Origin of the sequence: Paenibacillus radicibacter (genome assembly GCF_024721995.1) — a bacterium.
Classification (GTDB): Bacteria; Bacillota; Bacilli; order Paenibacillales; family NBRC-103111; genus Paenibacillus_AM; species Paenibacillus_AM radicibacter.
In genome coordinates, this window is the sequence record NZ_JANQBC010000007.1 from 63332 (window position 1) to 75563 (window position 12232).

12 protein-coding genes are annotated in these 12232 nt (G+C 43.5%); all 12 read left to right on the forward strand.

All coding sequences use genetic code 11. From position 1 onward, the window contains the following. The first annotated feature begins 8 nt into the window (after positions 1–8). The 12 genes from NV379_RS13735 to NV379_RS13790 all read left to right on the forward strand — a co-directional run bounded on the left by NV379_RS13735 (position 9) and on the right by NV379_RS13790 (position 12206). On the forward strand, positions 9–527 hold the full coding sequence (locus NV379_RS13735) for a phosphatidylglycerophosphatase A family protein (RefSeq protein ID WP_258207889.1): 519 nt from the start codon (positions 9–11) through the stop codon (positions 525–527). Positions 528–705: 178 nt separating this feature from the next. Beyond that, the gene (locus NV379_RS13740) at positions 706–894 is read left to right on the forward strand and encodes a glutamate decarboxylase (protein WP_258207890.1); all 189 of its coding nucleotides are present in this window, start codon (positions 706–708) and stop codon (positions 892–894) included. Between the two features lie 98 nt (positions 895–992). Continuing rightward, the gene (gene accD / locus NV379_RS13745; protein WP_258207891.1) at positions 993–1847 is read left to right on the forward strand and encodes an acetyl-CoA carboxylase, carboxyltransferase subunit beta; all 855 of its coding nucleotides are present in this window, start codon (positions 993–995) and stop codon (positions 1845–1847) included. A 1-nt stretch (position 1848) separates the two neighbouring features. Continuing rightward, positions 1849–2826 carry an acetyl-CoA carboxylase carboxyltransferase subunit alpha gene (locus NV379_RS13750; RefSeq protein ID WP_258207892.1) on the forward strand — a complete coding sequence of 326 codons (978 nt, stop codon included), beginning with the start codon at positions 1849–1851 and terminating at the stop codon, positions 2824–2826. Beyond that, entirely contained in the window at positions 2819–4573 is a 1755-nt protein-coding gene (pyk, locus tag NV379_RS13755) for a pyruvate kinase (protein WP_258207893.1), read from the forward strand. Before NV379_RS13750 ends, pyk begins: the two co-directional genes overlap by 8 nt. Before the next feature lie 99 nt (positions 4574–4672). Continuing rightward, the gene (locus tag NV379_RS13760) at positions 4673–5140 is read left to right on the forward strand and encodes an acyl-CoA thioesterase (RefSeq protein WP_258207894.1); all 468 of its coding nucleotides are present in this window, start codon (positions 4673–4675) and stop codon (positions 5138–5140) included. A gap of 13 nt (positions 5141–5153) precedes the next feature. Next, on the forward strand, positions 5154–5549 hold the full coding sequence (locus tag NV379_RS13765) for an FxsA family protein (protein WP_258207895.1): 396 nt from the start codon (positions 5154–5156) through the stop codon (positions 5547–5549). Between the two features lie 160 nt (positions 5550–5709). Then, a complete protein-coding gene (gene citZ / locus NV379_RS13770; protein ID WP_258207896.1) occupies positions 5710–6822 on the forward strand; it encodes a citrate synthase in 1113 nt (370 codons plus the stop codon). Between the two features lie 213 nt (positions 6823–7035). Continuing rightward, the gene (gene icd, locus NV379_RS13775) at positions 7036–8331 is read left to right on the forward strand and encodes an NADP-dependent isocitrate dehydrogenase (protein ID WP_258207897.1); all 1296 of its coding nucleotides are present in this window, start codon (positions 7036–7038) and stop codon (positions 8329–8331) included. Positions 8332–8384: 53 nt separating this feature from the next. Next, positions 8385–9326, forward strand: coding sequence for a malate dehydrogenase (mdh, locus tag NV379_RS13780; protein WP_258207898.1), 942 nt, complete (start codon positions 8385–8387; stop codon positions 9324–9326). A 197-nt stretch (positions 9327–9523) separates the two neighbouring features. Continuing rightward, entirely contained in the window at positions 9524–11206 is a 1683-nt protein-coding gene (locus NV379_RS13785; RefSeq protein ID WP_258207899.1) for an extracellular solute-binding protein, read from the forward strand. A 94-nt stretch (positions 11207–11300) separates the two neighbouring features. Further along, on the forward strand, positions 11301–12206 hold the full coding sequence (locus NV379_RS13790; protein ID WP_258207900.1) for an ABC transporter permease: 906 nt from the start codon (positions 11301–11303) through the stop codon (positions 12204–12206). The last annotated feature ends 26 nt before the right edge of the window (positions 12207–12232 follow it).

The window sequence follows — 12232 nt, forward strand, 5'->3', positions numbered from 1 at the left end:
GCTTTACCATGGGACAGGAGCACATTTTGCAATTACTTGGTAAACGAGGGGTTACCGTAACGCAAATCGCAGAAATTGTGTACAAGCTGCAAAAACCTTATAATGATCTGCTTCAATTGGAAGCATGTGTGGAAAGCGTGCTCTCTGTGCTTGCCAAACGGGAAGTGCAATATTCTTTATATACAGGTATTGCTTTGGATGAGCTGGCAGAGCGAAAGCTGCTTCCTGAGCCGCTTCAATCGATTATGGAAGTCGATGAAGGATTATTTGGGGTCGATGAGACACTTGCACTTGGTATTGTTCATGTATACGGAATGATCGGATTAACATCTTTTGGTTATCTAGATAAGGAAAAAATCGGTATTATTCGCACGTTAAACGATGATAAAGCTGGCATTCATGTCTTCCTCGATGATCTCGTTGCAGCACTTGCAGCGGCAGCGTCTGCACGTATCGCACATCAGAATGTACATGCGGCAAACTATACTGGCGATACAACGTTAGAACAAGAAAATTCCGATAAATAGTGCATGAGCCCTATGTTTACCCCCTCCTATAGGACGATTTCCACTATTCCCCTTGTGTTAGATGCAAGGGGCTTCCTTGCGGGAAAAAGAGAAATTATGTTATTATAATGGCAATGAACAAGCATATATGAGGTAGGCGCTGAACGACTTTTGGAATGAAACGAGGGGGTTTTTTGCAATGTGGACGGTGATTTATATAGCTCCAACGGCTAAAATCGCCGAGCGTATAAAACAAGATTTGACGATTGAAGGATTCCTCGTTCAAGTTCGCGCCATTAGTATGACAAAAAACCAGTTTGAAATTTTAGTTCCTGAGGGAGAACTTGAAGAAGTTCAGGAAGTATTTAATTCAATCTTACATAGATAGTCATTTATGCAGCATGTCTGACCCTCAGACATGTCTTTTTCGTGAGTGATTGATGAATGATTACAGATACAGATTTTGATTCAAGAAGAGGTGTCCATGTGTTAAAGGATCTTTTCCAAAAGCGAAAATACGCAACCATTCCTTCCGAACGGACAAAGCGTGATATTCCTGAAGGGTTAATGAATAAATGCCCGCAGTGCGGCACGATTCAGTACAGCAAAGAGCTAGAGAAAAACTTGAAGGTTTGCAGTTCTTGCGGTTTCCATTACAAATTAAATGCTCTTGAACGCATTCTTTTGACAGTGGATGAAGGAAGCTTTGTAGAGTCAGACCCTAACATGGTGTCTGTTGATCCTCTAGAGTTTCCAGATTACACGGAAAAAGTAGAAAAAGCACAAGCTGCCACGGGTCTTCGTGATGCGATTGTTACAGGTGCAGCTGAGATCGACGGCATTCCAGTTGCAATTGGTGCAATGAGCTTCGATTTCATGGGAGGTTCACTTGGATCAGTTGTGGGTGAGAAAATCACTAAAACAATTGAGTATGCGATTGAACATCAAGTGCCTGTCATTATCTTCTCAACATCTGGTGGAGCAAGAATGCAAGAAAGTATTCTTAGTCTCATGCAGATGGCGAAGACAAGTGCTGCGGTTTCCAAATTAAATGAAAAAGATGGTTTATTTATCTCTGTAATTACAGACCCTACATTTGGCGGCGTATCTGCGTCATTCGCAATGCTAGGTGACATTATCGTGGCGGAGCCGGGTACATCCTTCGGATTTACGGGACGCCGCGTAATTGAACAAACCATTCGCCAAAAGCTACCTGACAACTTTCAAACAGCTGAATTTAACTTGCAGCACGGCCAGGTTGATAAGGTTGTGCACCGCAAAGATTTACGAGCAACGCTTGCTAAACTGTTAGATCTGCATAGTTTGAAGGGAGACAAGTAACATGGCGGGAGAAATGCCTTTTGAACAACCTCTATCCGAGCTGAAATCAAAGATTGAAGAGCTACGGAAATTCGGTGAAGAGAAAGGAATCGACTTTACCGATGAAATTAAGCGTTTAGAAGAGCGCTATGTCACTCTTCAAGGTGAGCTGTACGCAAATATGTCAGCCTCACAAAAAATGCAAATAGCAAGACATCCCCAGCGCCCAACCGCGCTTGATTATATTGGGGCAATATTTACTGATTTCGTAGAATTGCACGGTGACCGACTCTACGGCGACGATCTTGCGATTGTCGGCGGGGTAGCCAAAATAAATGGATTACCAGTTACAGTAGTCGGGCATCAAAAAGGCAAAGATACAAAAGATAATATTGCTCGAAATTTTGGTTCTCCTTATCCGGAAGGTTTTCGTAAGGCGCTTCGTTTGATGCGTCAAGCGAATAAGTTCCGGAGACCGATCATTACTTTTATCGATACAAAAGGTGCTTACGCAGGTAATGCTGCAGAAGAGCGCGGACAAGGCGAGGCTATTGCACGCAACTTGCTTGAGATGGCATCCTTCCGCGTACCGATTATTTGTATTGTTATTGGAGAAGGCGGTAGTGGGGGTGCGCTGGCGCTTGGCGTCGGCAATCGTGTGCTCATGTTGGAAAATGCGATTTATTCCGTCATCAGTCCAGAAGGTGCAGCATCCATTATTTATCGTGATGCTTCCAAGTCGCTGCAAGCGGCGGAAGCGATGAAAATTACGGCTGATCACATTCATAAGCTAGGCAGTATCATTAATGGGATTATTCCTGAGCCACAAGGTGGAGCTCACAAGGACTTGGCGCAGCAGGCGGAACTGGTTAAATCGGCTATTCTAGAGCATATAAAGCCGCTGCTTGACATGAACGAGGAGCAGCTAAAAGCAGACCGATACGAGAAATTTAGAAACATCGGTCGCTATACATTTACTCAGGAGGGAAATAATGCGTAAAACAAAAATCGTATGTACTATTGGACCGGCAAGTGAATCCCTGGAGAATTTGAAGAAATTAATTGAGGCGGGCATGAATGTCGCTCGTTTGAACTTTTCACACGGTGATTATGTAGAACACGGAGCTCGTATTGAGAACATCCGTCAAGCAGCAAAAGAAGTGGGTAAGACTGTAGCTATTTTGCTGGATACAAAAGGACCAGAAATTCGTACAGGTAAACTTAAAGTAGAACCAATCGAGCTTGTTCAAGATCAGTACGTGACATTAACTACAGAAGAAATTCTGGGTGATGAAAACCGTATTTCAATTACGTATGAAGACCTACCTAAAGACGTTTCCGTAGGTTCCACGATTCTAATCGACGATGGCCTTATCGGTCTTTCTGTTGCTGAAATCACTGGAACAGAAATCAAATGTTTAATTACTAACGGTGGTACGATTAAGAGCAAAAAAGGTGTTAACGTACCAGGCGTTCAAATTAAATTACCAGGCATCACGGAAAAAGATGCGAACGATATCGTATTCGGTATTGAGCAAGATGTTGACTTCATCGCAGCTTCTTTTGTTCGTAAAGCGAGTGATGTAATGGAAATCCGTGAATTGCTTGAGAAGCATAACGCGGAGCACATTCAAATCATCTCCAAAATTGAGAACCAAGAAGGCGTAGAAAACTTGGATGAGATCCTTAAAGTTTCTGACGGTTTAATGGTAGCTCGTGGGGACTTGGGTGTAGAAATCCCTGCTGAAGACGTGCCAATCGTTCAAAAGCAAATGATTCAAAAGTGTAACGTAGCGGGCAAGCCAGTAATTACTGCAACAATGATGCTGGATTCCATGCAACGTAACCCGCGCCCAACTCGTGCGGAAGCAAGTGACGTGGCGAACGCTGTATTCGACGGTTCGGATGCAGTTATGCTATCTGGTGAGACGGCTGCTGGTAAATACCCAGTTGAATCCGTTCAAACAATGGCTCGTATTGCTGAGCGTGCAGAATCAAGCCTTGAATATCGTGAGATCTTCATGCGTCAAGCACAAGCACAACAAACGACAGTTACAGAAGCAATCTCTCAAGCTGTTGCTAACTCTGCACTTGAACTAAATGCAGGTGCGATTCTTACAGCTACTGAGAGTGGTTATACAGCTCGCATGGTATCCAAATACCGTCCGAAGTCCCCAATCGTTGCTGTTACGACTAGCGAGCGTATCATGCGTCGTCTATCCCTTGTATGGGGTGTTGAGACGATTCAGACGCCAGCTGCACACACAACGGACGAGCTATTCGACAACGCAGTTGAGTGTACACTTAACGCGGGTCGCATCTCTCTTGGTGATATCGTAGTTATTACTGCAGGTGTTCCAGTTGGCCGTGCAGGTACTACAAACATCATGAAAGTTCACCAAGTGGGCGAAATGGTTGCTAAAGGAACAGGAATTGGTTCCAAGTCCATTAATGGTAAAGTTTGCCACGCTGCAAATGCAGCTGAAGCTGTAGCAAAAATGAGCCAAGGCGATATCCTTGTTGCACCAGCAACAGATAAGGATTACATGCCAGCAATCGAGAAAGCAAGCGCGCTTGTTGTTGAAGCAGGCGGTATTACTTCTCACGCGGCAGTTGTCGCTGTATCTCTAGGTATTCCAGTAATCGTAGGTGTAAACAATGCGATGGAATGCTTCAAAGACGGCGAAGAAGTAACGCTTTACCCTGAGATGGGTGTTATCTACTGCGGTCGTTGCAAGGTTCTATAAGATAAACACATGACACACAAGAGTGAATATAGAGGGCATCCTCTGTGTTCACTCTTTTTTAAAAAGTAAAGAATGTGGTTGAGGTTTGGAGGTATTGTCATGGAGTCAAAATGGTTTAAGCATGAGCAGCGCGTGCGTTATCAGGAAACGGATCAGATGGGGGTCGTGTATCATGCGAACTATTTGAACTGGTTTGAAATTGGAAGAACGGAACTCATTCGGGAAATGGGTTATCCCTATCAAGTTGTGGAGCAGAAAGGTTTGCTGCTTCCCGTAGTCGAGGCAGAGATGAAGTTTCATACACCGGCTCGTTATGATGACCGCATCGTGATATACACACGCATTCAGTCGTATACAGCGATCAAAGTGGAGTTTAACAGTCAGATTCGTCGAATTTCTGAGGATGCGATGGCAAGTGATGAGATGAATATGCAAGCAGATGGTGATCCGCAAGGAGAGCTTCTCGTTAGCGGGGCAACACGGCATGTTTGGGTCAATCGTGCTTTTCGTCCAGTTCGCTTGGATAAGGAATTACCTGAGTTATATGCATTAATCAATCAACCTTAAGGAGGCTGTCCCTATGCGCCGCGGTATGTTCATTTGGCTAATACTTGCACCTGCACTTGAAATCCTAAGTATTTATTTGGTTGGAAAATGGATCGGATCCGGTTATACGTTCCTACTCCTCTTACTGAGTGCTGTATTTGGTGTCTATTTTGTGAAACGTGAAATACCTCGGGTGTGGGTTAGTGCGCGGATGCAATTAAGTAGAGGGCAGATGCCGGCTACGACGATTCTAGAAGGCTTATGTATACTAGTCGGTGGGATTTTCCTGCTTATTCCGGGGTTTATCTCTGATTTACTCGGAATATTGATGTTATTACCGTTTACACGACCTATCTTTCAGGCTCTTATTCTATTAGTCATTCGCAGAGGTATTTCGAGTGGACGCATAAATTTTTTCTTCAGAAGGTAGTAAATTGACCAAGCAGTTAGAAGCAATTTTTATGCCACTGATAATGAATTTTTATGCAAAACACATTCACAGAAAGCTCAAAATACTTTATTATTAATATTATGTGATAACTAAACTTATGGTAAGTTTGCCTATTAAGCGAAAGATAGGAGTGATTCTTTTGACAGCAACCAAAGGATTAGAAGGCATTGTAGCTACTACCTCTTCCATTAGTTCAATTATTGATGGCGTGTTGACCTATCGTGGTATCGATATTGACGACCTTGCTGAAAACGCAACTTTTGAAGAAGTTGTTTTTTTATTGTGGTTTGGCAAGTTGCCAACGCAGTCTGAACTAGATCAGCTTCAAAATGATTTGAATAACAGCTCCACGATCCCACAACAAGTTATCGACCAAATGCAAACGTATCCAAAAGATGCAAACTCCATGTCTGCTCTGCGGACAGCCGTATCTAGCCTTGGGTTATATGACCCAGAAGCTGGGGATATGAGCAAAGAGGCTAACGTGCGTAAAGCGATTCGCTTGCAAGCACAATTGCCAGCAGTTGTCGCTGCATTTTACCGTATTCGTGAAGGCAAAGAGCCGATTGCATCCAAAGGTTATCCTTCCATCGCAGCTAATTTCCTATACATGATGACAGGCGAAGAGCCAGATGCAATTGCAATTGAGGCGCTAGATAAAGCACTAGTCCTTCATGCGGATCATGAGCTTAATGCATCCACATTCGCAGGACGCGTAACTGTAGCAACGTTGTCTGACATGTATTCAGGTGTGACATCCGCAATTGGTGCACTTAAAGGACCTTTGCACGGTGGAGCGAATGAAGCGGTTATGGCGATGTTAGAAGAAATCGGTGGTCCAGACAATGTGGATACGTATATCAGCAATAAACTGAATAATAAGGAAAAAATCATGGGATTCGGACACCGTGTATACAAGAATGGTGATCCACGTGCGAAACATCTACAGAAAATGTCCAGACAGCTTGGTCAATTGACAGGCGACACGACATATTACGAGATGTCCATTCACATTGAAGATCTTGTAACTGGACAAAAAGGCTTGAAGCCGAACGTAGACTTCTACTCCGCTTCTTGCTACACATCACTTGGTATCCCTCGTGATCTGTTTACACCGATCTTTGCAATTTCTCGTACATCTGGTTGGACAGCGCACATCTTAGAGCAATATGACAACAACCGCTTGATTCGTCCTCGTGCAGAATACACAGGATTATCAAATCAGCGCTACATACCAATCGAAGATAGATAGTCATTTATTGAGATGAATTTACCCTATCGACGGGCAGTTTCGACTTGTGTCAGGATGCAAATTGCATTTTGAACATAAAGTTTAGGGACTCCCGTTCAATTGTGTGTAGGGATAGGCTTGGCAATCTCTACTTTTATACTATAATGAATGCAGGGATATCAAATCCAAGAGAGCTATACCAAATAGTTAGAATATTTTGAGGAGGCAACCTACATGGCACAGTTTGAAAATTATGAATTGCCTACAGAAGGCGAAAAAATCACGATTCAAGATGGACAGCTTGTTGTTCCTAACAACCCAATCATTCCTTTTATCGAAGGTGACGGAACAGGTCCAGACATCTGGGCAGCTTCCAAGCGCGTTCTTGACGCTGCAGTTGAGAAAGCTTATAACGGCGAGAAGAAAATCGCTTGGTACGAAGTTTATGCAGGTGAAAAAGCATTTAACAAATATAACAGCTGGTTGCCTAACGATACGCTTGAAGCGGTTCGTCAGTACATTGTAGCAATCAAAGGTCCTTTGACTACGCCTGTTGGCGGTGGTATTCGTTCTTTGAACGTTGCACTTCGTCAAGAGCTTGATCTGTATGTATGTCTTCGTCCAGTTCGTTATTTCGACGGTGTACCTTCCCCAGTGAAGCGTCCTGAGCTTGTTGACATGGTTATTTTCCGTGAAAACACAGAGGACATCTATGCGGGTATTGAGTACCAAGAAGGAACTGATGCTGTTAAGAAAGTTCTTACTTTCTTGCAAAATGAAATGGGCGTTAACAAAATCCGTTTCCCTGAAACTTCTGGTATCGGTATTAAGCCAGTATCCAAAGAAGGTTCCGAGCGTCTAATTCGCGCTGCTATCGAATATGCTATTAAGCATGGACGTAAGACGCTTACGCTTGTACACAAAGGTAACATCATGAAGTTTACTGAAGGTGCATTCAAGAACTGGGGTTATGAGCTTGCAGAAAGAGAATACAGCGAGCAAGTATTCACTTGGGCACAATATGACCGCATTAAAGAAGAGCAAGGTACAGATGCAGCGAATGCAGCTCAAAAAGCAGCAGAAGCAGCTGGCAAAGTCATCGTAAAAGATGCGATTGCTGACATCGCGCTTCAACAAGTATTGACTCGTCCAACTGACTTCGATGTAATTGCTACATTGAACTTGAACGGTGACTACTTGTCTGATGCTCTAGCAGCACAAGTTGGTGGTATCGGTATTGCACCGGGCGCGAACATCAACTACTTAACTGGACATGCGATCTTCGAAGCGACTCATGGTACAGCTCCGAAATATGCAGGTCTTGACGTAGTAAACCCAGGTTCCGTAACACTTTCTGGTGTTATGATGCTTGAGCACTTGGGCTGGCAAGAAGCGGCTGACTTGATCTACAAAGGTATGAGCACATCAATCGGTAACAAGACTGTTACTTATGACTTCGCTCGTCTTATGGAAGGCGCTACTGAAATCAAATGTTCTGAGTTCGCAAACGAAATTATCAAAAACATGTAATTATTGCAATTACTATTATTCTTAAGGCAGTTTAACAATGGGAGGGTTCTTACATGGCTATTCGTCGCAATAAAATTACGGTTGTCGGTGCTGGATTTACAGGCGCAACTACGGCATTAATGCTTGCTCAGAAGGAACTCGGAGACGTGGTTCTTGTTGATATTCCTCAATTGGAAAACCCGACAAAAGGTAAAGCACTTGATATGATGGAAGCAAGTCCTGTACAAGGCTTTGACTCGAATATCGTAGGTACTTCCAACTATGAAGATGCAGCTGGTTCTGATATCGTGATCATTACTGCAGGTATTGCTCGTAAGCCAGGCATGAGCCGTGATGATTTGGTAAATACGAATGCTGGAATTGTAAAATCCGTATGTGAAAATGTTAAAAAATACTGCCCAGAATCAATCGTTATCATTCTATCTAATCCAGTCGATGCAATGACTTTCGTTGCTTACAATGCATTAGGTTTCGATAAGTCTCGTGTGATTGGACAATCTGGTGTACTAGATACAGCTCGCTATTGCACATTCATTGCGCAAGAGCTTAACGTATCTGTCGAAGATGTTCGTGGTTTCGTTCTAGGTGGTCATGGCGATGACATGGTGCCACTTGTTCGTTACTCCAACGTTGGCGGGATTCCAATCGAGAAGCTGATTTCCTCAGAGCGCATCGAAGCAATCGTACAACGCACGCGTACAGGTGGTGGCGAAATCGTTAACCTACTAGGTAACGGCTCGGCATACTATGCACCTGCTGCGTCCCTAGTACAGATGGCAGAAGCGATTCTAAAGGACAAGAAGCGTATCATTCCTGCAATTGCTCTTCTTGAAGGCGAATACGGCTATGACAACTTGTTCATGGGTGTACCGACTCTTCTTGGTGCAGCTGGTATTGAGAAAATCTTCGAGCTTGAGCTGACAACTGAAGAGCAAGCGGCTCTTGATAAATCGGCACATTCCGTACGTAACGTTACAGCTGTTGTAAATGTATAAAGGATAGATGAAGAAGCCTCTGCTGAAAAGCAGGGGCTTTTTTTTCTCAAAAGCAATTGAATTATTAAGGTAGTCGAGAGGTGTATACGAAAGTAAAGACTAGTATATGGAATGAAGGCGCTATCATTTCTATACTAAGATTATGAAAGGAAGCAGCAACGTCTGCGACCTATTTTGAAACATGATGGAGGGGTACTATGAGAAGAAGAAGTAAAAGTCTTATCATCTTTGCCTTAACCCTCAGCCTAGCGATAACGGCATGCAGCAGTACAACGAAGGTGGAGGAGAAAAAGCCGACCGATGCGACACCGACGACAACAACAACGACACCGACTCCGGCAAGTGAAAAGAATGAAGTTGTAGAGGTTTCAACGGTATCACTTAGTGATCAATATCTTAAATTTGATCCAGGCGAGAGTTTTGAGAAGAATGCGGTTTATGATGCGTATATGAAAGACATCGGCGTGAAGATCACGAACAAATGGGTAGCTGCCGATGACCCTCAATTCAAAGAAAAATTGAAGATGGCCATCGCCTCCAATGATATTCCAGACTTCATGCGAGTCAATGCTACACAGCTGAAAGAGTTGACAGAAGCGGATATGATTATGGATCTGAAGTCTGTATACGACAAGTATGCAACGGATGAAACGAAGAAATTTTTGATGATGGATGGCGGTTTGCAGATGAAGACGGCCACTTTCGACAATAAGTTAATGGGGATTCCGAGTTCGTATAATCCGTACCAATACCAGTTTCTCTTTATTCGTAAGGATTGGTTGAAGAAATTGAACCTGCCGGAACCGAAGACGATGGCAGACCTATTGACGATTGCCGAGGCGTTCAAAACGAAAGACCCTGGCGGCACCGGGAAACCGTATGGAATTGCAGTAAGCAAAGATCCATTTAATAATAAGGACACAGGTGTTACAGGACTATGGCCATTCCTAAATAGTTACCATGCTTATGAGAATAATTGGATAGAAGACGGAAAGGGTGGTTTGGTCAATAGTGACATCCAGCCTCAAGTGAAGGAAGCGCTTAAGGCACTACAGGATATGTTCAAGAAAGGATTAATTGATCCTGAGTTCGCTGTTAAAGACACGGAGAAAGAAGCAGAGCTCCTCTACAACAACAACATCGGTATTGTATACGGTGCGTCTTGGGTACCGGCGCAGCTCGTTAAAGGCGCTTTGAAGGACGGTAAAGTCGTACAAGAGTGGGGCGTATTCCCGATTCCATCGGTGGATAGCAATCCTGCACGATCGCAAATCGGAATCGGTGTTGACGAATATTATGTCGTCTCCAAGAAAGCAAAGCATCCGGAAGGTGTTATTAAGCTGTTAAATCAATATATCGTTACTCAACAACATCCAACAGAAGAGCAGAAAGTATATGAATACGGTAAAGATTTGAAGGAAAAAGGCGCAAACTACTGGTTGCTTAACCCACTTCGCGTTGGTAGACAATTGGACAATAACGGCGACATTCTACCAAAAGCCATTGAAACCAAAAACGCGAGCATTTTAGAAACAAAGGATCAAAAAACACGGTATGAGCGCGCAATGAAATATGTTGACGGCAGTGATATCAACATGTGGTGGGAATACCTGATTTCGGGACCGAAAGGCGCATATTCGCTAGTTCCGGCAATTCAGCAAAATAAACAGTACCTACAAAATAAATTTTACGGTGCACCTACACCGACAATGACGGAAAGACAAGAAATTCTGATCAAGAAGCGGGATGAAATATTTTTCAAAATTATCATGAATCAAGTATCCGTGGATGAATTCGATAAATTCGTAGAAGAATGGAAGAAGCTTGGCGGCGACAAAATGACCAAAGAAGTCAACGAATGGTACGCCACTCACAAATAATCGCAAAGTGGATGAATGGAGGGGTTGGACAAAAACAATCCCTCTTTTCTTTAACCTAGTTCATATTTAATAGTCATGCAGAGAGGTGAAAGGCATGAATGGATTCATACGCAGGTGGAAGAAGGAATGGCCGCTTCACTTGATGTTGCTGCCAGGGCTAACATTAGTCATCATTTTCAGTTATATCCCGATGGCCGGCATTGTGATGGCCTTTGAGAAATACGTTCCGAATAAAGGTTTGTTCGGCTCACCCTTTATTGGTCTCAAGAACTTTCAGTTATTGATCGAGTACCCTGATATTGGCCGCATATTCTTCAATACAGTATACATTGCCTTGATGAAAATTATAGCAGGACTTCTTGTTCCCATCACGATTGCGATCATGCTCAATGAGCTGCGGAGAGAATGGGTCAAACGGACCTTTCAGACGCTTGTTTACTTGCCTCACTTTCTATCATGGGTACTGTTAAGCGGAATTCTAGTCGATGTATTGTCACCATCCTCCGGTGTGATCAATCAAGTGCTGAGTTTATTTGGCATCAAGCCTATTTTTTTTCTGGGTAACAATGACTGGTTCCCTTATGTCATGGTCATTTCGGATGTATGGAAAGAATTCGGATTCGGTACAATTGTCTATCTGGCTGCGCTCACCAGCATTAACCCGTCACTCTACGAAGCTGCGGAAATCGACGGTGCAGGACGCTTCAAGCAGACGTTACATGTGACGCTGCCTGGGATGCTTCCTATCATTATTCTCATGTTTACACTCAATATCGGAAATGTACTCAATGCTGGATTTGAGCAAATCTTCAACCTTTACAGTCCTCCGGTCTATGAAAGCGCGGATATTATCGACACCTTCGTATATCGCATGGGGATTCAGCAATCACAGTTCGGTTTCGCTACGGCCGTTGGGTTGCTGAAATCCGTCGTATCTTTAATATTCATATCGATTTCCTATATCTTAGCCTATCGGTTAGCGAAATACCGCATTTTCTAATGTGATCGGCGGTCATTCAGAAGGGA

Bases quoted from the DNA above. Each gene is read 5' to 3' on its own strand.
- NV379_RS13735 (WP_258207889.1), top strand. From the start codon at position 9: ATGGGACAGGAGCACATTTTGCAATTACTTGGTAAACGAGGGGTTACC.
- mdh (WP_258207898.1), top strand. From the start codon at position 8,385: ATGGCTATTCGTCGCAATAAAATTACGGTTGTCGGTGCTGGATTTACA.
- pyk (WP_258207893.1), top strand. From the start codon at position 2,819: ATGCGTAAAACAAAAATCGTATGTACTATTGGACCGGCAAGTGAATCC.
- NV379_RS13740 (WP_258207890.1), top strand. From the start codon at position 706: ATGTGGACGGTGATTTATATAGCTCCAACGGCTAAAATCGCCGAGCGT.
- NV379_RS13760 (WP_258207894.1), top strand. From the start codon at position 4,673: ATGGAGTCAAAATGGTTTAAGCATGAGCAGCGCGTGCGTTATCAGGAA.
- NV379_RS13790 (WP_258207900.1), top strand. From the start codon at position 11,301: ATGAATGGATTCATACGCAGGTGGAAGAAGGAATGGCCGCTTCACTTG.
- NV379_RS13750 (WP_258207892.1), top strand. From the start codon at position 1,849: ATGGCGGGAGAAATGCCTTTTGAACAACCTCTATCCGAGCTGAAATCA.
- NV379_RS13785 (WP_258207899.1), top strand. From the start codon at position 9,524: ATGAGAAGAAGAAGTAAAAGTCTTATCATCTTTGCCTTAACCCTCAGC.
- icd (WP_258207897.1), top strand. From the start codon at position 7,036: ATGGCACAGTTTGAAAATTATGAATTGCCTACAGAAGGCGAAAAAATC.
- NV379_RS13765 (WP_258207895.1), top strand. From the start codon at position 5,154: ATGCGCCGCGGTATGTTCATTTGGCTAATACTTGCACCTGCACTTGAA.